This is a genomic window from Mesorhizobium sp. M6A.T.Cr.TU.016.01.1.1 (assembly GCF_003952585.1).
Lineage (GTDB): Bacteria > Pseudomonadota > Alphaproteobacteria > Rhizobiales > Rhizobiaceae > Mesorhizobium > Mesorhizobium mediterraneum.
In genome coordinates this window covers 5986996-6005973 of sequence record NZ_CP034452.1, presented here as the reverse complement: position 1 = coordinate 6005973, position 18978 = coordinate 5986996, and the positions used below count along the sequence as shown (strand labels likewise).

20 protein-coding genes are annotated in these 18978 nt (G+C 61.6%); 14 read left to right on the top strand and 6 right to left on the bottom strand.

From position 1 onward, the window contains the following. Positions 1-39 precede the first annotated feature (39 nt). On the top strand, positions 40-507 hold the full coding sequence (locus EJ075_RS28995) for a DUF1203 domain-containing protein (protein WP_126106676.1): 468 nt from the start codon (positions 40-42) through the stop codon (positions 505-507). Between the two features lie 211 nt (positions 508-718). Here EJ075_RS28995 and EJ075_RS28990 read toward each other — a convergent pair whose 3' ends face one another. After that, positions 719-2014 carry an outer membrane beta-barrel protein gene (locus tag EJ075_RS28990; protein WP_126106675.1) on the bottom strand — a complete coding sequence of 432 codons (1296 nt, stop codon included), beginning with the start codon at positions 2012-2014 and terminating at the stop codon, positions 719-721. Between the two features lie 202 nt (positions 2015-2216). Next, the gene (ald, locus tag EJ075_RS28985) at positions 2217-3332 is read right to left on the bottom strand and encodes an alanine dehydrogenase (protein WP_126106674.1); all 1116 of its coding nucleotides are present in this window, start codon (positions 3330-3332) and stop codon (positions 2217-2219) included. A gap of 159 nt (positions 3333-3491) precedes the next feature. Between ald and EJ075_RS28980 the strand changes: the two genes are divergently transcribed. After that, positions 3492-3965, top strand: a complete 474-nt coding sequence (locus tag EJ075_RS28980; protein ID WP_095488596.1) for an Lrp/AsnC family transcriptional regulator — start codon at positions 3492-3494, stop codon at positions 3963-3965. Here the strand turns inward: EJ075_RS28980 and EJ075_RS28975 are convergent. Further along, positions 3962-4618, bottom strand: a complete 657-nt coding sequence (locus EJ075_RS28975; RefSeq protein ID WP_126106673.1) for a 5-formyltetrahydrofolate cyclo-ligase — start codon at positions 4616-4618, stop codon at positions 3962-3964. The two genes, EJ075_RS28980 and EJ075_RS28975, sit on opposite strands and share 4 nt — an antisense overlap. A 165-nt stretch (positions 4619-4783) precedes the next feature. On the opposite strand from EJ075_RS28975, the gene EJ075_RS28970 reads away from it, so the two are divergent. Beyond that, positions 4784-6049 (top strand): NAD(P)/FAD-dependent oxidoreductase, encoded by a 1266-nt coding sequence (locus tag EJ075_RS28970; protein WP_126106672.1) that lies wholly within the window; start codon positions 4784-4786, stop codon positions 6047-6049. A gap of 158 nt (positions 6050-6207) precedes the next feature. Then, a complete protein-coding gene (locus tag EJ075_RS28965; RefSeq protein ID WP_126106671.1) occupies positions 6208-8187 on the top strand; it encodes a bifunctional 2',3'-cyclic-nucleotide 2'-phosphodiesterase/3'-nucleotidase in 1980 nt (659 codons plus the stop codon). A 60-nt stretch (positions 8188-8247) separates the two neighbouring features. On the opposite strand, the gene EJ075_RS28960 is transcribed toward EJ075_RS28965, so the two are convergent. Together EJ075_RS28960 and EJ075_RS28955 are read right to left on the bottom strand one after the other, a co-directional pair. Further along, on the bottom strand, positions 8248-9237 hold the full coding sequence (locus tag EJ075_RS28960) for a glycerophosphodiester phosphodiesterase family protein (RefSeq protein WP_126106670.1): 990 nt from the start codon (positions 9235-9237) through the stop codon (positions 8248-8250). Positions 9238-9345: 108 nt separating this feature from the next. Beyond that, positions 9346-10602 carry a cyclopropane-fatty-acyl-phospholipid synthase family protein gene (locus EJ075_RS28955; protein WP_126106669.1) on the bottom strand — a complete coding sequence of 419 codons (1257 nt, stop codon included), beginning with the start codon at positions 10600-10602 and terminating at the stop codon, positions 9346-9348. A gap of 243 nt (positions 10603-10845) precedes the next feature. On the opposite strand from EJ075_RS28955, the gene EJ075_RS34085 reads away from it, so the two are divergent. After that, positions 10846-10980 carry a hypothetical protein gene (locus tag EJ075_RS34085; protein ID WP_281033441.1) on the top strand — a complete coding sequence of 45 codons (135 nt, stop codon included), beginning with the start codon at positions 10846-10848 and terminating at the stop codon, positions 10978-10980. 103 nt (positions 10981-11083) lie between these two features. Beyond that, positions 11084-11374, top strand: a complete 291-nt coding sequence (locus tag EJ075_RS28950) for a Dabb family protein (protein ID WP_095488602.1) — start codon at positions 11084-11086, stop codon at positions 11372-11374. Between the two features lie 36 nt (positions 11375-11410). Here EJ075_RS28950 and EJ075_RS34080 read toward each other — a convergent pair whose 3' ends face one another. Further along, entirely contained in the window at positions 11411-11536 is a 126-nt protein-coding gene (locus EJ075_RS34080) for a hypothetical protein (RefSeq protein WP_281033440.1), read from the bottom strand. A gap of 142 nt (positions 11537-11678) precedes the next feature. Between EJ075_RS34080 and EJ075_RS28945 the strand changes: the two genes are divergently transcribed. From EJ075_RS28945 to EJ075_RS28910, 8 genes are all read left to right on the top strand, one after another. Further along, entirely contained in the window at positions 11679-12599 is a 921-nt protein-coding gene (locus EJ075_RS28945) for a VOC family protein (RefSeq protein ID WP_126106668.1), read from the top strand. Continuing rightward, the gene (gene kdsA, locus EJ075_RS28940; RefSeq protein ID WP_126106667.1) at positions 12596-13426 is read left to right on the top strand and encodes a 3-deoxy-8-phosphooctulonate synthase; all 831 of its coding nucleotides are present in this window, start codon (positions 12596-12598) and stop codon (positions 13424-13426) included. The genes EJ075_RS28945 and kdsA overlap by 4 nt, the downstream gene beginning before the upstream one ends. Positions 13427-13526: 100 nt before the next feature. Then, positions 13527-13730, top strand: a complete 204-nt coding sequence (locus tag EJ075_RS28935; RefSeq protein WP_095488666.1) for a dodecin family protein — start codon at positions 13527-13529, stop codon at positions 13728-13730. Positions 13731-13812: 82 nt separating this feature from the next. After that, a complete protein-coding gene (locus EJ075_RS28930) occupies positions 13813-14178 on the top strand; it encodes a PRC-barrel domain-containing protein (protein ID WP_095488605.1) in 366 nt (121 codons plus the stop codon). 389 nt (positions 14179-14567) lie between these two features. Next, positions 14568-15842 carry a phosphopyruvate hydratase gene (eno, locus tag EJ075_RS28925; RefSeq protein WP_095488607.1) on the top strand — a complete coding sequence of 425 codons (1275 nt, stop codon included), beginning with the start codon at positions 14568-14570 and terminating at the stop codon, positions 15840-15842. A 187-nt stretch (positions 15843-16029) separates the two neighbouring features. Then, entirely contained in the window at positions 16030-16353 is a 324-nt protein-coding gene (locus EJ075_RS28920) for a septum formation initiator family protein (protein WP_095488608.1), read from the top strand. 171 nt (positions 16354-16524) lie between these two features. Next, positions 16525-17571, top strand: coding sequence for a pyruvate dehydrogenase (acetyl-transferring) E1 component subunit alpha (gene pdhA, locus EJ075_RS28915; RefSeq protein ID WP_126106666.1), 1047 nt, complete (start codon positions 16525-16527; stop codon positions 17569-17571). A gap of 14 nt (positions 17572-17585) precedes the next feature. Continuing rightward, entirely contained in the window at positions 17586-18974 is a 1389-nt protein-coding gene (locus EJ075_RS28910; RefSeq protein ID WP_095488610.1) for a pyruvate dehydrogenase complex E1 component subunit beta, read from the top strand. Positions 18975-18978 lie beyond the last annotated feature (4 nt).

Sequence of the window (18978 nt, the reverse complement as noted above, 5' to 3'; positions counted from 1 at the left end):
GCGGCGTAATTTCCGGTCGACGACACCGGAGATTTCGCCATGACCATCCAGTTCAAAGCCTTGCCCACGGAAGATGTCAGAGCCTTGCAGCGCGGCGGGCCGGACGCTTACGGCCTGAGACCAGAGCGGAAAATATCCGACGGTGACGGCGTGCCTTGCCGCCACTGCCTGAACAACGTGGCCGCCGGCGACGCCTATCTCATCCTGGCCTACCGACCATTCCCGGAATTGCAGCCCTATGCCGAGACCGGGCCGATCTTCCTGCACGCCGAGGAATGCGAGCGCGCTGCCGAAGCCGAGGCGCTTCCCGAAATGCTCGAAAGCACCGACTACATCGTGCGCGGTTACGGCAAGGACGACCGCATCGTCTATGGCAGCGGCGGCGTCATCCCGACGGGCGCTATCGCGGCGCGGGCAGAGACTTTGTTCGAGCGCGACGACATCGCCTATGTGCATGTCCGCTCGGCGCGCAACAATTGCTACCAGTGCCGGATCGAGCGCGCGTGACGATCATCTGTCGCAGCTGTCGTATGCCTGTCGCAATGTCGCGTTAGAAAAGCATTGTCGATCGATTTGCCGACCGCGGATGAACCGGCGGGAAGTCTCGACATCCGAGGAAGCGGGGCTTTGGCTCCGCTTTTTTGTTGCCCGCATTCTCTCGCCCAAAGAAAAAGCCCGCCGGAACGACCGGCGGGCTTTGACTGTTGTCTGGACGGTTTTAGTTGAACTTGTACTTCGCACCGATACGGACGGTGTGGAACGAAGGCGTGGAGGTGAGGCTGTCATCCGGCGCCCCAATATCCGACGAAAAATCCTTCTCGGAGAACTGCGAATAGCGGTATTCGAGGCCGACGGTCACATTGCTGGACATAGCCGTTTCCAGGCCGGCACCAACTGAGAAGCCGCTGGAGTCCCAATCGAGGATATCACCGATGGGTGAGGACGCATTCAGATCGAAGTGCTGCCAGCTGTAGCCGCCGAGCACATAGGCGAGGGTTGATTCGTTGACTTTCATACCGACACGAGCAAGCACATCGAAACCGTAATCAGTATCCAGATTGACGGATCCGCCTCCGAGATCCAGCTCCGTGGTCATGCCGGAGTAACGAGCATCGACCATGACGCCTGCCACCCAGCTGCCGAAATCATGGTCGTAGCCGACGTTCAATTCACCGAACACGCCTTCGCCGCCGACCCCGTTGAACTCAAGGCCAACCGGCGGAACGTCGATCTGATGCACCGATGCGCCCGCACCGCCCGCTCCACCGATGTAGAAGCCGGTCCAGTTGTAGGCAGGGGCTTCAAAAGAGGCGACCCCGCCATTCTGAGCGCCAAACCGATAGTTGGCCGCAACCTGGAACGTATGCCGCGAGGTGTCCGTGTCGAGAACGCCATCCGGTATATCGAACTCGGAAAGAATGTTCTGAGTACCGAAGCGGGTATAGCGATATTCTGACTTGATGGTCCAGTTGCTGTTGATGGCCGTTTCAACGCCAGCTCCGACAAAGTAGCCGCTCTGGTCCCAATCGAAGTCAAAACCTGCGTTCGTGTCGAGCTTGTACTTCTGCCAGGAATAGCCGCCGAGCACATAGCCCAAAGTGTTTGGCGTGAAGAGGTAGCCAACCCGCAAACCAGCGTCGAAACCATAGGTCTCGCGGATCGAAGCGTCCAATCCAGCAACATCGAGCGTGGTTTCAATGTTGCCGACATGGGCGTCCAAAAGCCCGCCGATCAGGAAGCGCGGCGACACCATGTAGTCGTAGCCGACGGTCAGTTCACCGTACACGCCTTCACCGCCAATGCCGTTCAACGAGAAGCCGGGAAGGAAATCGCTGCTGAGCTCGTGGACATTGGCGCCGGCGCCAACCCCAAAGCCGACATAGATGCCACTCCAGTTGAAGCCGGACGTCTCGACGACCGGCACAACCGCGTCGGCGGCATGAGAAACCGATCCGAGCGCCAGCACCGAAACCGCGCCAAGAAGAACAGATTTTGCGAATCTTTTGCTGATCATTGCCCCTAACCCCTTTGAAACCCAGCACGTCTCTAGCAGCAGCCCATACTGGCCGCTGTAGCAAAAAAGTCACAGGAGGAGCAGATTGCAAGCAAGCCGAGCAAAACCGGTCAGCTAATCGCAAACCGTGAAATCTGCTTGTGGAAAAACAGAGCCGCCGACGGGCGTCGGCGGCTCTGTGGGGAAGGAATCAGGGGCGGGTTCAGGCGGCGAGAACGGCCTTCGGCTCGACCAGATCGTAGCCGAGTGCTTCGGCCACCGCGCGGTTGGTGATCTTGCCCTTGTGGACATTCAGGCCGTTGCGCAAATGATGATCGTCGACCAGCGCCTTCAGGCCCTTGTCGGCGAGCTGCAGGCCATAATGCAGAGTCGCGTTGTTGAGCGCATGGGCCGAGGTGACCGGCACCGCGCCCGGCATGTTGGCGACGCAATAGTGAATGACGCCGTCGACCTCATAGGTCGGCTCGGCATGGGTTGTGGCGTGCGAGGTCTCGAAGCAGCCGCCCTGGTCGATGGCGACGTCGACCAGCACGGAACCTTTCTTCATGCCCGATAGCATTTCGCGCGAAACGAGTTTCGGCGCGGCGGCACCCGGGATCAGCACGGCCCCGACGACGATGTCAGCCGAAAAACATTCCTCTTCCAGCGCCTCGACGGTCGAGTAGCGAGTGTGGACGCGGCCGCCGAAGATATCGTCGAGCTGGCGCAGGCGCGGGATCGAACGGTCGATGATGGTGACGTCGGCGCCAAGCCCTGCCGCCATCCGGGCGGCATGCAGGCCGACGACGCCGCCGCCGAGCACAGTGACCTTGCCGGGCAGCACGCCGGGCACGCCGCCGAGCAGCACGCCGCGGCCGCCATTGGCCTTCTGCAGCGCGGTAGCGCCGGCCTGGATCGACAGGCGGCCGGCAACTTCCGACATCGGCGCCAGCAGCGGCAGGCCGCCGCGGTCGTCGGTGACGGTCTCGTAGGCGATGGCCGTCACGCCCGAGGCCAGCAGGCCCTTGGTCTGCTCCGGATCTGGAGCGAGATGGAGATAGGTGTAGAGTATCTGGCCGTCACGGAGCTGAGCCCATTCATTGGGCTGAGGTTCTTTGACCTTGACGATCATGTCGGACTTGGCGAACACGTCGGCGGCCGTCTTGGCGATGGTGGCGCCGGCGGCGCGATAGGCGTTGTCGTCGGCGCCGATGCCGGCGCCGGCACCGGTCTCGACCAGCACTTCGTGGCCATGCGCGACATATTCGCGGACCGAGCCCGGCGTCAGGCCGACGCGGTATTCGTGGTTCTTGATTTCCCGGGGGCAGCCGACGCGCATCTTCTTCTCCTCCTGATCCAGCCCTTTGGGGCATGTTCCCTGTCCAGAGATAGTGAACCACGAATCGTCCCGTAGGTGTTTGCGAATGCGCTTGCGCAAGAGGGTGTGGTTCGATAATCGTTGCGCAAAATAGATGGATTGTCGCAGGAATCCCGAAAAATGCCGCTCGACAGGATCGATATCGCCATACTCGAGACATTGCAGAAGGATGGGCGGATACCCAACGCGGCGCTTGCCGAGAAGGTCGGCCTATCGCAGTCGGCCTGCTCGCGGCGGCTGGACAATCTGGAGAAATCCGGAACCATCCGCGGCTATCACGCCCGGCTTTCCAATGCCGCTCTTGGCCACCAGATGACGGCGATCGTGCATATATCGCTATCGGGGCAATTCGAGAAAACACTGTCGGATTTCGAGGCGGCGATAAAGCGCTGCCCGAATGTTCTGTCCTGCCACCTCATGTCAGGCGAATACGATTATATACTGCGCATCGCGGCGAAGGACCTCGTCGACTATGAGCGCATCCACAAGGAGTGGCTGTCGGCGATGCCGCATGTGACGAAGATCAATTCGTCCTTCGCCTTGCGCGAGATCGTCGACCGAACGGCCGTGGGGATGAAGCCGGAGATGGCTTAGGCCTCGAAGGCCTCTGTCACCACCCGGTCCATCGGTACGTCATGCGGTTGCGGGTAGATGGTGGCGATGCGCTGCAACTCATAACCGACACCGATGACCAGCGGCTTGAACGGCATCGTCGCCAGCGTCCGGTCGAAGAAACCGCCGCCATAGCCCAGCCGATACTGTCCCGGATCGATGCCGACAATCGGCGAAATGACGATGTCGGGCAGCACCGGATCGCCTTCAGCCGGGATCGGGATATTCCAGACACCCTTCTCCAGCCGGTCGCCCGGTGCAAAGGCGCGAAAGATAAGCGGCCGGCCTTTCTCGATGACAACAGGCAGTGCGGTACGGCCACCGCGCTCATTGATGGACGCCATCCATGGCCGCAGATCCGGCTCGCCGCGGAACGGCCAATAGAGGCTGACCATGCGGCCCTCGATGGCGCCGATAACCGCGTCGAGGCTTTCGCCGATGCGCTGCGACATTGCCGTGCGCACGTCAGCCGAGACAGCGAGCCGGGCTGCAATCAGCCGCTCGCGCTCGGCCTTGCGCCATCGTTTGACGTCGGTCCAGTCGGATAGGGGCGCCCGGAATTCCGGGTCGAGCTCGTGCATGAAGCAAGGCGGCGAAGAATAGTGCGCCGGACCGTCGTCATGATCGCTATCCAAGTTCCACTCCCGTCGTCTGTTTCGACGAAATTATACCCGCCGGCAGGATGGGGGCATGTACATTCGCGACATCTTAGAGCTGGCAGTCGGCAAAGTTGGATGTTGTTGCAGTGCACAAAACTATCTACATCAGCCTTTGTGAATTGCTCTCCCAGAGTGAATGAGATGAATGAATCCAGCCATCATGTCGTTGTCGTCGGGGCAGGCTTTGGGGGTCTCGAATTCACCCGCGCGCTTGACGGTGCGCCGGTGCGCATCACCATGATCGACAAGCGCAACCACCATCTCTTCCAGCCGCTGCTCTACCAGGTGGCGACAACGGCGCTGGCGACCTCGGAAGTCGCCTGGCCGATCCGCCATCTCCTGCGCAAGCGCAAGGACGTGACGACGCTGCTCGCCACCGTCAGCGGTGTCGACCGCGCCGGCAAACGCGTGCTGCTCGATGATGGCAATGCGGTCGCCTACGACACGTTGCTGCTGGCCACCGGCGCCCGCCACGCCTATTTCGGCCATGACGAATGGGAGCCTTTCGCACCGGGGCTGAAGACGCTGGAGGACGCCACCACCATTCGACGGCGCATTCTGCTCGCCTTCGAGCAGGCCGAGCGGGAAACCGATCTCGCCAAGCGCCAGGCGCTGCTTACGCTGGCGATCGTCGGTGGCGGGCCGACCGGCGTGGAACTGGCCGGCACTATTGTCGAACTGGCGCACGACACGCTGCGCGGCGAGTTCCGCAACATCGACACGCGGCAGACGCGCGTGGTGCTGATCGAGGCCGGCGACCGCGTCCTTCCCAATTTCGCCCCGGAACTCTCCGATTACGCCAGCAAGGCGCTCGAGCGGCTCGGCGTGACGGTCGAACTCGGCCGGCCCGTCACGCGCTGCGATGCCGAGGGCGTGGTTTTCGGTGATACGCACTTGCCGGCCAGGACGATCCTGTGGGCAGCCGGGGTCGCCGCTTCGCCGGCCGCCGAATGGCTGGGGGCGGCGGCGGACCGTGCGGGCAGGGTGCTGGTCGAGCCCGACCTGACCGTGCCGGGTAGCCCCGAGATTTTCGTCGTCGGTGACGCTGCGCACGTCCTGCGGCCGGATGGCCGCATGGTGCCCGGCGTAGCACCTGCCGCCAAACAGCAAGGCCGGCATGTCGCCGCGACGATCAAGGCCCGGCTTGCCGGCGACGCAACCCCGCGGCCGTTCCACTACAAGCATGACGGCGATCTGGCCACGATCGGCAAGCGCGCCGCCGCGATCGATTTCGGCTGGATCAAGCTCACCGGCCGGCCGGCCTGGTGGCTGTGGGGCCTCGCGCACATCTACTTCCTGATCGGCTTCCGTAACCGGCTTGCGGTTTCACTGAGCTGGCTATGGATCTACGTGACAGGTCAGCGCAGCGCGCGGCTAATCACCCAAGGCGACGACGACAGGAACTGACGTCTCCGCCCGCGCGCATTCATCGGCACGTCATCTGTTCCTGATGGACTCGACCGGATTTCGGCGCGAAGCTTTGCTTCGGGCAGGGCTTGGCACGCCGTTGAAGGCAGGCATGTTGCCGAAGCCTGACATGCCGTCGAACAGGAGAAAACAAAGCAATGCTCGAACTGCTTCAACCCGTCTCCCGTCGCGGGTTCCTTGCCAGCGCCGCCGCCACCGGAGCGCTGATCATGCTTCACCCGTTCTCCGCTCGCGCTCAGGGGAATCAGGCGCATCTCAGGATCATGGAGACGACCGACATCCATGTGAATGTCCTGCCTTACGATTACTACGCCGACAAAGAGAACGACACGATGGGACTATCACGCACCGCTTCGCTGATCGATGCGGTGCGCAAGGAAGCCACCAATGCGATGCTGATCGACAATGGCGACCTTCTGCAGGGCAACCCGATGGGCGACTATATTGCCTACGAGCGGGGGATGAAGGATGGCGACCTGCATCCGGTCATGAAGGGCATGAACCTGCTCGGCTATGAATGCTCGACGCTCGGCAACCACGAATTCAATTACGGCCTGCCGTTCATGGACAAGGTGCTGGCGGGCGCCAATTTTCCGTTCGTCTGCGCCAACCTGATCCGCGGCACCGAACTCGCTGCGAACCCGCGGGACGACAAGCTCTATCTCAAGCCTTACGTCATCCTCGACAAGAAGATCAGGGACGGGTCCGGCGCCGAGCAGCCTCTCAGGATCGGCGTCATCGGCTTCGTGCCGCCGCAGATCATGGTCTGGGACCTGAAGAATCTCGAGGGCAACGTCAAGACGCGCGACATTGTCGAGGCGGCCAAGGCGTGGGTGCCGCAGATGAAGGAGGAGGGCGCCGACATCATTATTGCGCTCTCACATTCCGGCATCGACGTGAAGCAGGGCGACATGATGGAAAACGCCTCGTTCTTCGTCGCTGGCGTCGAGGGCATCGACGCAGTGTTCACCGGCCACCAGCATCTCGTCTTTCCCGGCAAGAAGGACTTTCAGGCGCTCGAGGCCGTCGATACTGAAAAGGGCACGCTGCAGGGCAAGCCTGCCGTCATGGGCGGCTTCTGGGGCTCGCATATGGGTCTGATCGACTTGTTGCTGGAGCGCGACGGGTCGAAATGGCGGGTCGTCTCGGCGACCTCCGAGGCACGGCCGATCTACGAGCGGGTCGAGAAGGCGAACAAGCCGACGGTCGCTGACGACCAGCGCATCGTCGATGCGCTGAAAGAAGATCACGAGGCGACGCTTGCCTATGTGCGCCGGCCGGTCGGGAAAACCTCGGCGCCGCTCTATTCCTATTTCGCGCTGGTCGCCGACGATCCGTCGGTGCAGATCGTCAGCCAGGCGCAGGCCTGGTATCTCAGGGATATCCTCAAAAATACGCAGTGGAAGGACGTGCCGCTGCTGTCGGCGGCGGCGCCCTTCAAGACCGGCGGGCGCAACGGCGCCGACTACTATACCGACGTTCCCGTGGGCGACATCGCCATCAAGAACGTCGCTGATCTCTATCTCTATCCGAACACTGTCCGCGCCGTCGAAATCACCGGGGCTGAAGTGAAGGATTGGCTGGAAATGTCGGCCGGTATCTTCAACCAGATCGAGCCCGGTAAGCCCGACCAGCCGCTCATCAACACCGATTTCCCATCCTACAATTTCGACGTGATCGACGGCGTCACCTACCGGATCGATCTGTCGCGGCCGCCGAAATATGATTCCAAGGGCGGGCTGGTGAACGCCGGATCGAGCCGCATCGTCAACTTGATGTTCGACGGAAAACCAATTGATCCCCAACGAAAATTCGTCGTCGCCACCAACAACTACCGCGCCGGCGGTGGCGGCAATTTCCCGGAGATCGACGCCTCGAAGATCATCTACGAGGCGCCGGATACCAACCGCGACGTGATCGTGCGCTACCTCATCAGCCAAGGCACGATCAACCCGTCGGCGGACGCCAACTGGTCGTTTGCGCCAATGCCTGGAACCAGCGTGGTGTTCGAGACCGGCGCCAAGGCGAAGGATTTTATTGCGCAGGTGAAGTCGCTGAAGATCGAACCGGCAGGCGAAGGCGAAGCAGGGTTTGCCAAGTACCGCATCACTCTCTGAAGACAAAGCTTTTGCGCGCTAACTCAAACCCACGCCTACAGCGGCGTAGGGTTTGGCGCTTCAAGCTGGCGGTGCGAAACGCCGCTTGATCACGGGCATGACCAGATCCAGCGCGTCCGTGGAAATGCCGCCGGAATAGCCGTCCGGCAACTGGTCGATCAGTTCGGGCTCGTCGAGCCCTTGCGAAAAGCCGCCGCCGGCATAGGGGCCGAGCAGGTAGACGCGGGTGTCGACGGCATCCATGCGATCCAGAAAACGGTCGGGCCAGCCCCACAGCCATTGGGCGACATTGATCGGGATGAGCAGGGTCCCCTGCCGGCACGCCTCCGGAACGTAGCCGCTCCAGCCGAGCGCCGCATAGCGCAGGATGCATCGGGTCAGCGATGCACGGCTCAGCGTATGCATGTCTGGCAGCGCCGTCTTGACCGCCGCGATCGGCCTGTCGCCGCCATACACAGTCAAGCCGGCGCGCTCGGTTGGCTTCAGCGTGGCGAGCCAGGAGGCCAACGTCTCGCCTTCCTTGGGGTCGTTGCTTTTGATGTTGATGTTGAAACGGCGGTTCGGGAAGTGCTGCAGCACCTCGTCCAGCGACGGCATCATGCCGATCCCCTTGCCGCGAAACGGAAAGGTCTTGCCGCCATCAGCCGTATAGCCATAGCCGACATCGAGCGCCTTCAACTCGGACATGGCATGGGCGCGCGTTTCTCCCTTGCCTTCAGTGCGGCAATCCAGCGTCCAGTCGTGGAAGACGGCGAACTTGCCATCCGTGGTCGGGTGGACATCGAGTTCGAGCGCGTCCGCGCCAGACGCGAAGGCGGCTTCCATCGAGGGGATCGTGTTTTCAAGGAAAGGATGGCGTGGCGGCAGCATGCGTTCGGCCGTGCAAGTGTCGGGGCCAAGATCCTTGCGGTCGAAATCCTGGGCCATGCCGCGATGGGCTAGCACCGCCGGCGTGCCGGCCAGACGGCTCGACAGCAGCGAGCTGTTGTTGAGCCAGATGCCGCTCGCGACGACAAGAATGGCAACGAGGAAGATCGTCCGTTTGCGCATGATGTGATTCCAATTCTTGGCGCCGCATCTTGCGTCGGGATCGGACTTTTTCACGGCAGCCAGATGATAGCGTGGCCGCAAATCAAGCGATGATGTCGCCGGACTGACCTAAGCTCTGTAGACCACCTGGCGAACATCGATGTAGCTGGCGCGGAAGCCGGCTTCGCAATAGTGCAGGTAAAACTCCCAGAGTTTCTTGAAGCGGTCGTCGAAACCGAGCGGCACGATCTTTTCCCATGACGCCCAGAAGCGGTGGCGCCATTCGGCGAGTGTGCGGGCATAGTCGTCCGGGAAAATGCGCTCGCGCAGATGAGCGAGGCCATGGTCTTTACCGAGCGTTTTCAGGATCGATGGCGTCGGCAGCATGCCGCCCGGGAAGACGTAACGCTGGATGAAATCCGGCCGCGCGCGATAGGTGTCGTAGGCCTTCTCGTTGATGGTGATGATCTGCAGGCCGGCGGTGCCGCCGGGCCGCAGGCAATCCTTCATCTTGCCGAAAAACACCGGCCAGTATTTTTCGCCGACCGCCTCGAACATCTCGATCGAGGCGATGCGGTCGTAGGTGCCGGTCTCGTCACGATAGTCCTGCAGCTTGATGTCGACCTTGTCGGCAAGTCCAGCCTTCTGGACGCGCGCTCTGGCGAAATCATGCTGCTCGCGACTGATGGTCAATCCGGTGACGCGGCAGCCGATCTCGCGCGCGGCGAATTCGGCAAAGCCGCCCCAGCCGCAACCGATTTCCAGCACGTGGTCTTTCGCGCCGATGCCCGTGTCCTTGGCCAGCGCGCGGTACTTGGCGGCTTGCGCGCTTTCCAGATCGTTGGCGCCAGTCGCATAGAGCGCCGACGAATAGGTCATGCTCGGATCCAGCCATTCCTTGTAGAAGGCGTTGCCGAGATCGTAATGCGCCGAAATGTTGCGCTTCGAGCCCGTGCGGGTGTTTTGGTTGAACCAGTGGCGGACACGCTGGACGGCGTTGATGAGCCAGCTGGCGCCGCCGGCGATGCGCTCTCCGATTTCCGAATTGACCACGAACAGTTCCAGGAAACTGGTTACATCGGGACTGTCCCAATCGCCGTCGATGTAGGATTCTGCGATGCCGATGGTGCCGCCGGTGAAGGCGCGGCCGGGCAAGCGCCAGTTCTTGAGCACCAGTTCGGCGTCCGGACCCGGCGCCTTGCCGCCGACGAGGACGGCGCGGCCGTCCGGCATCCTCACCTTGAGCGAGCCACGCGGCAGGTTCATCGCCGCCGACAACACCATGCGCGCCTTGGCCGGCAGGCCCTTGACGGTATCGGCGAAATTGAATTCGTCCAGCCTGACCGCGTCGCCCCACGCAACGCCGGTGTCTTCCTTGTGAGCCATGTCACGCCCCCGGACTTCTGCGGAGCCGGCACAAAATGGCCGGTTTCCACACTCGCAGTTCATTCGTCAGAGCGCGAACGCCGCTTCCTGATGAATCCCCGCAGCAATCTTTCATCTCATCAAAGGGAGCTTCAAGAGGCAAGGGGCAAGCGAACACGGATCAATGGACAGATTTTGGGGGAGGGCGCTGATCAACGCCGGAATCACTATGGTTGCAATCACCCAGATGCAGTAGTTGTAGCCATGCGTTACGTTATCGTCATCTGCACCGTCACGTTCTTCCTGATCTGGGACGGAATCTACAATCAGGGCCGCTATCTCGACACCACGGTCAGGGAGATAACGCGCATCGTGCGCTACATCACCAGCCTGGTGTAGGTTTCTTTCGCGCTCAACGCGTTGTCGCCGCGACATCGTTGCCGGTTGACGCGACCGTTTTGCCCACACAAAACACGCTTGCACATCGATCGAGGAGGCTGGGTTGATCCGGCATATCGTTTTCTTCAGCGCGCGGCACAAAGAGGATGTCGAGGCCGTACGCACGGGCTTGCTGGCGCTGGGCAATATCCCACATTCCCGTCTTTTCGAGGTGACACTCAACACCAAGGTCGACCCGCTTTCGGACGAGATCGACGTGGTCGTTTATGCCGAATTCGAGGATGAGGCCGCGCTGGCCGCCTACAAGGCGCATCCGCTCTATGGCGAGACGACCAGCCAGGTCAAACCGCTGCGCGAATTGCGATATTCGGCGGATGTTGTGGCGGCGTCCTGAAAAGAAATCGACCGAAGCAGGAGCAACGTGCTTCGCTTACTCCGTCTGAGCAGCGGTCGGTTCGGTCAGATCGGCGCCAGGCTGCTTCGGCGCACGCCAGACCAGTATGGCAATAACAGCCATCGCGACGACCGCTGCCGCTATGAACAATATCTTTCTCATTTGGATCACGTAGGTTGGTTTCCGACAGCGGCAAGTGTTCCGGAGGCTCGCGTACTGACGCCGCGCGATCGGCCACCTGGATCTTTGCGGCGTCAGACGAGGCTCTTGAACCAATTTCCGGAATGATGCACACCGCGCCGGCATGACCGAAACGCTGCCAGCAGGCCCTTATCCGCCAAGCCCTTATCCGCCAGGCCCTCATCCGCTTGACCATCTTGTGCTGCCGACCGCCAGCCTCGACGTGGCGCGGGCGCGGCTGGTTTCGCTTGGATTTGTCGTGGCACCGACCGGCATCCATCCTTTCGGAACGGAAAACTGCTGCGTCTTCCTTGAAGACGGCACTTACCTCGAGCCGCTGGCGGTGGGCAACGCGCAAGCGGCGGCGAAAGCGATCGCGGACGGCAACGTCTTCGTCGCGCGCGATCGTGCCTATCGCGACGAGCGCGGCAATGAGGGATTTTCCGCCCTTGTCCTGGGCACCGAAAATGCGAACGCAGATCATATGCGCTATGTCGAAGCCGGCCTGTCGGCCGGAGACATGCTGAGCTTTTCGCGCGCCTTCGCTGACACAGCTGGAAAGAGCGACACGGCATCGTTCAAACTGGCCTTCGCCTCCGGTGCCGGGGCGAAGGACGCATTCCTGTTCGCCTGCGAGCGGATCAATGCGCCGAAAGTGGATCGCACCGCGTTGCAGATCCACCCCAATGGCGCAACCGGCATCATCGAAGTCGTGGCGGTCAGCGACCAGCCATCCGAACAGCACCGATTGATCTCGATCGCGGCGCGCAGTCCCACGGCCGGACAGGGGAGCACCGCGTTTGGCCTGCCGAACGCGACCTTGACCCTGCTTGACCCCGCCGCTTTCGAAGCGCGCGTCGGCATACTTGCCGGCGCGCCATCGGAACTCCGCTTCGCCGGGGTAGTCTTTTCAGTTCGCCGCGCAGACACGGTCGCAAAGCTGCTTGCAGCCAATTCCGTCGAACACGACATACGCGGCAATGATATTGTCGTGCGGCCGGCACACGGACAGGGTGTGGCCTTCATCTTCCGGGAGATCGCATGAGCAAGCCCAATTCGTCCGTAACCGTCGGCAATGTCGTCTTCGGCAACACCGCGCCGCTGTCGCTGATTGCCGGCCCGTGCCAGCTTGAATCGCGCCAGCACGCCTTCGATATGGCTGGCGCGCTGAAGGAACTGACTGAGAAGCTGGGACTGGGCCTCGTCTACAAGACCAGCTACGACAAGGCCAACCGCACCTCGCTTGGCGGCACGCGCGGCGCCGGGCTCGATGCGGCGCTGCCGGTCTTCGACGATTTGCGCAAGGCGTTTTCGCTGCCGATCCTGACCGATATCCACACCGAGGAACAGTGCGCGGTCGTGGCGCCGCATGTCGACATCCTGCAGATTCCGGCTTTCCTCAGCCGCCAGACCGACCTGCTGATCGCGGCTGCAAGAACCGGCAAGGTCGTCAATGTGAAGAAGGGCCAGTTCCTCGCGCCCTGGGACATGAAGAACGTCGTCGCCAAGATCACCGGTTCCGGCAACGCCAACGTGCTGGTTACCGAGCGCGGCGCATCCTTCGGCTACAACACGCTGGTGTCCGATATGCGCGCCCTGCCGATCATGGCCGAGATCGGCGCGCCGGTGATTTTCGACGCCACGCATTCCGTGCAGCAGCCGGGCGGGCAGGACGGCTCCACGGGTGGCGATCGGCGCTTCGTCGAGACGCTGGCGCGCGCCGCGGTTGCTGTCGGCGTCGCCGGCGTGTTCATCGAGACGCACCAGGATCCCGACAACGCCCCCTCCGATGGCCCCAATATGGTGCCGCTGAAGGATCTCCCGGCCCTGCTTGAAAGGCTGATGGCATTCGACCGCGTCGCCAAGGGCTGAGCATGCCCAGGGTCCTAAGTCCCGCCTCCCTCTAAACTTGTGGTCAACAGGTGCCGGTTGTACGCTGTCCAGGCAACCGAGTACCTTGGAGGAGGAAGCCATGCCCGTCGCCCGTGTCACCGAAATCACGTCATCGTCGAAGAAGAGCTTTCAGGACGCTATCGAACTGGGAATTGCGCGCGCTGCAAAGACTTTAAAGAACGTCGAAGGCGCCTGGATCCAGGACCAGAAGGTCGTCGTCGAGGACGGTAAGATCTCCGCCTACCGCGTCAACATGAAGGTCACCTTCATCTTGGCTGAGTGACCGACTGGCGTCGAAAAGTCTGGAACCTTCATTCGCGCCCCTCATTGTCAAGCATAGCGTCAACGACAACGAGGAGTACACAATGACAACCCAGACAGGACACACAGAAGCCATCGCTGCCTCGCGGGTCATCGGCACATCAGTCTACAACACGGAAGGCACGCATATCGGCGACATCGAGGATGTCATGCTCGACAAGTTGTCGAATGGAATCATGTTTGCCGTGATCGGCTTTGGCGGATTTCTCGGCATCGGCGAGAAGTATCATGCGATTCCGTGGGCGACCCTCGACTATGACGAGAACAAGGGCGGCTACGTCGTGCCGTTCACCAAGGAGCAACTGAAGGCTGCTCCCGCCTATTCGATCAACGAGCTGACGGGCGCCGACGGCGAGGCCGCGCGTGATGCTTCATACAGCTACTACAAGGTCGAGCCTTATTGGCACTGACCTTGATCTGCCGGAATCAAAAGGCCCTCGGTTGAACCGAGGGCCTCTTCTGCAGGATATCTACTCCGCCGCTTGAAGGGTCGACAACTCTACCGCGCCTTGTTGAGGCTGCTGAGTGTCACACGACGTCAGAAACGCCGCCGCGATCAGGAACAAACTCACAATGCCGCTCAACTGAGACATGGCGAAACTCCTCCTGTTTCGCCCCGCGCAAGTGCGAGCATAACCAGAAAGTCGCATGCCGCCAAGACTTATGATGACAGCAATTTTTGCTTTGTGAACCGGCACGGCGGAGGTGGCGGCAATATTTGCGGACGCCCCGATTGCGTTTTGCAGCACTTTGGCTAAGACGTGCGCGACGCTTCGTCAGATCAAATCGGGGACATCGTATGACCGCCATCATCGACATTGTCGGGCGTGAAATCCTGGACAGCCGCGGAAACCCGACCGTCGAGGTCGACGTCGTGCTCGAAGACGGCTCGATGGGCCGCGCTGCGGTACCCTCCGGCGCATCGACCGGCGCGCATGAGGCGGTCGAGCTGCGAGACGGCGGCGCCCGCTACCTCGGCAAGGGCGTCCTGCGGGCGGTAGAGGCCGTCAATGGCGAGCTGTTCGAGGCGATTGGCGGCATGGAAGCCGAGAACCAGATCCACATCGACCAGACCATGATCGAGCTCGACGGCACGCCCAACAAGAGCCGGCTCGGCGCCAACGCCATCCTCGGCGTGTCGCTGGCAGTGGCGAAGGCTGCGGCGGAAGCGGCTGGCCTGCCGCTCTACCGCTATGTCGGCGGCACCAAGGCGCATGTGCTTCCGGTGCCGATGATGAACATCATCAACGGCGGCGCCCACGCCGACAATCCGATCGACTTCCAGGAGTTCATGATCCTGCCGATCGGTGCGCCGACACTGCGTGACGGCGTGCGCTGGGGCTCGGAAATCTTCCACACGCTGAGGAAGCGGCTGAAGGACGCCGGCCACAACACCAATGTCGGCGACGAGGGCGGCTTCGCTCCTAACCTGAAGAGCGCGCCCGCTGCGCTCGATTTCATCATGGAATCGATCGAGCAGGCTGGCTTCAAGCCGGGCGAAGAGGTTGCGCTCGGTCTCGATTGCGCCGCCACCGAATTCTTCAAGGACGGCAACTACGTCTATGAAGGCGAGAAGAAGACCCGCGATCCGAAGACCCAGGCCAAATATCTGGCCAAGCTCGCCGCCGACTATCCGATCATCACCATCGAGGACGGGCTGGCCGAGGACGACTGGGACGGCTGGAAAACGCTGACCGACCTCATCGGCAAGAAGACCCAGCTGGTCGGCGACGATCTGTTCGTCACCAACACGGCGCGGCTACGCGACGGCATTCGCATGGGCGTCGCCAATTCGATCCTGGTCAAGGTCAACCAGATCGGCTCACTGACCGAGACGCTTGACGCCGTCGAGACCGCGCACAAGGCCGGCTACACCGCGGTCATGTCGCATCGCTCGGGCGAAACCGAAGATTCGACCATCGCCGATCTCGCGGTTGCCACCAATTGCGGGCAGATCAAGACAGGTTCGCTGTCGCGCTCTGATCGCATGGCCAAGTACAACCAGCTCATCCGCATCGAGGAAGAACTCGGCAAGCAGGCGCTCTATGCCGGCAAGTCGATCGTCAAAGGCTGAGCCAGCCGAAAATATCCGGAATGAAAGGGCGGGGCATTCTCCGCCCTTTTTGCTTTACACCGCCAAATCCGGCCGTCCGTAACCGTCCATTAAGCACAATTGGGCGAGAAAGGAGGCTAGGTCGCAGAGCGTTAGAGCGTCCTTTGCTCGTCCAAGAGGACGCGCGGCGCTTTATGGGATTTGGATCATGTGGACACGTCAGCACAAGCAGAGAAATACCGGGCGGCTGATCATTCCCTCGCTCTGCGTGGTGTTCCTGGCCTATTTCGGATTCCACGCCTATCACGGCGAATTCGGCATCTATTCCAAGTACCGGTTGGAAGCCGAAACCGTCGACCTGCAAGGTAAGCTCGATGCCGTCAAGGCGCGCCGGCTCGACCTGCAGCGGCGCGTTCAGCTCATGCATCAGGGCACGCTGGAGAAGGACATGCTTGACGAGCAGGCGCGCAAGGCGCTCAATATGTCTCACGCCGACGAAATCACCATCATGTTACCGGCTACGGCGAGATAACCATATTTCAGTTAATCGCAAATATTTTCAATGATTTTAATCGCTTAGACGCATGTCAGCCATGCATTTTCAGCATGGCGAAACGTCTTCTCGCGTGTTAGCCTCCCCAAAATCGGTTGGGAGAACTGATCTCCCTCAGTGTCCGCAAGAGACGCCAACAGGGAGTGATGCATGGCCACCGCCGCCAGAAAAGCGCCTGCCAAATCCAAATCCAGATCCGACGGCAAATCGGCGGGGCTTTCAGCCCCCAAGCCTGTCGACTTCACCAAGCAAGAGGAGCTTGACGCCTACCGGCGCATGCTGCTTATCCGCCGCTTCGAGGAAAAGGCCGGCCAGCTCTACGGCATGGGTTTCATCGGCGGCTTCTGCCATCTCTATATCGGCCAGGAAGCAGTCGTCACCGGCATGAAGATGGCGCTGGTCGATGGCGACCAGATGATCACCGCCTACCGCGATCACGGCCACATGCTGGCGATGGAACTGTCGCCGCGCGGCGTCATGGCCGAGTTGACAGGGCGCCGCGGCGGCTTGTCCAGGGGCAAGGGCGGCTCCATGCACATGTTCTCCAAGGAGAAGCATTTTTACGGCGGCCACGGCATTGTCGGCGCGCAGGTTTCGCTCGGCACCGGCCTTGCTTTCGCCAACCGCTATCGCGGCAACAACAATGTGACGCTGACCTATTTCGGCGACGGCGCCGCCAATCAGGGCCAGGTCTATGAAAGCTTCAACATGGCCTCGCTGTGGAAGCTGCCGGTGATCTACATCATCGAGAACAACCGCTACGCCATGGGCACCTCGGTGTCACGTTCGTCGGCCGAGACGGATTTTTCGCACCGCGGCGCCTCCTTCAAGATCCCCGGCATCCAGGTCGATGGCATGGACGTCCGCGCGGTCAAGGCAGCCGGCGATCTCGCCGCCGAATGGTGCCGCGCCGGCAAGGGGCCGCTGATCCTCGAAATGCAGACCTACCGCTACCGCGGCCACTCGATGTCCGATCCGGCAAAGTACCGCTCCAAGGAAGAAGTGCAGAAGATGCGCTCCGAGCGTGACCCGATCGAGCAGGTCAAGGCGCGCCTGATCGAGAAGAAGTGGGCCGATGAGGACGAGCTCAAGGCCGTCGACAAGGAGGTTCGCGATATCGTCGCCGACGCCGCCGAATTTGCCCAGAATGACGCAGAGCCGGATCCGTCCGAGCTCTGGACCGACATCGTGCTGTAAGAGAGGGCAAGGACATGCCGATCGAAATTCTCATGCCCGCTCTCTCGCCGACCATGGAAGAGGGCAATGTTTCCAAATGGTTGAAAAACGAGGGCGACAAGGTCGTCGCTGGTGACGTCATCGCCGAGATCGAAACCGACAAGGCGACGATGGAAATCGAGGCCGTCGACGAAGGCACGCTTGCCAAGATCGTGGTTCCTGCCGGCACCGAAGGTGTCAAGGTCAACGCGCTGATCGCTGTGCTCGCCATTGATGGCGAAGACATCGACAAGGCCGGCGAAGGCGTCGGCGAAGAAGAACCTGCCAAGGCTGAAACAGCAGCGCCACCACCTGCTGCGGCCAAGAGCGAGGCGGCGGCACCTGTCGCCGCCGCGCCGAGAACCGAAATTGCCGCCGATCCGGACATCCCGGCCGGCACGGAAATGGTCTCGACCACTGTGCGCGAGGCGTTGCGTGACGCGATGGCCGAGGAGATGCGCCGCGATGGCGACGTCTTCGTCATGGGCGAGGAGGTCGCCGAGTACCAGGGCGCCTACAAGATCACGCAAGGGTTGCTGCAGGAATTCGGGCCGCGTCGCGTCGTCGACACGCCGATCACCGAGCATGGTTTCGCCGGCGTTGGCGTTGGGGCCGCGATGGCTGGCCTGAAACCGATCGTCGAGTTCATGACCTTCAACTTCGCCATGCAGGCGATCGACCAGATCATCAACTCCGCCGCCAAGACGCTCTACATGTCCGGCGGCCAGATGGGCGCGCCCATCGTCTTCCGCGGGCCGAACGGCGCGGCTGCCCGCGTCGCCGCCCAGCATTCGCAGTGCTATGCCGCCTGGTACAGCCACATTCCCGGTCTGAAGGTGGTGATGCCCTACACCGCCGCCGACGCCAAGGGGTTGCTGAAGGCCGCGATCCGCGACCCGAACCCGATCATCTTCCTCGAAAACGAAATCCTCTATGGCCACTCCTTCGACGTGCCGAAGATGGACGATTTCGTGTTGCCGATCGGCAAGGCGCGCATCCATAAATCAGGCAAGGACGTCACCATCGTCTCCTTCGGCATCGGCATGACCTATGCGATCAAGGCCGAGGCCGAATTGCGCGGCATGGGCATCGATGCCGAGATCATCGACCTCAGGACCATCCGTCCGCTCGATTTCGACACCATCATCGCTTCGGTCAAGAAGACCAACCGTCTGGTGGTGGTGGAGGAAGGATTTCCGCAGAACTCGGTCGGCGACCACATCGCCAACCAGGTGTCGCAGCGCGCCTTCGATTTCCTCGACGCGCCTGTCATCACCATTGCCGGCAAGGACGTGCCAATGCCCTATGCGGCCAACCTCGAAAAGCTGGCGCTGCCCAATGTCGGCGAGGTCGTCGAGGCGGTCAAAGCCGTCACATATCGCTGAGCAG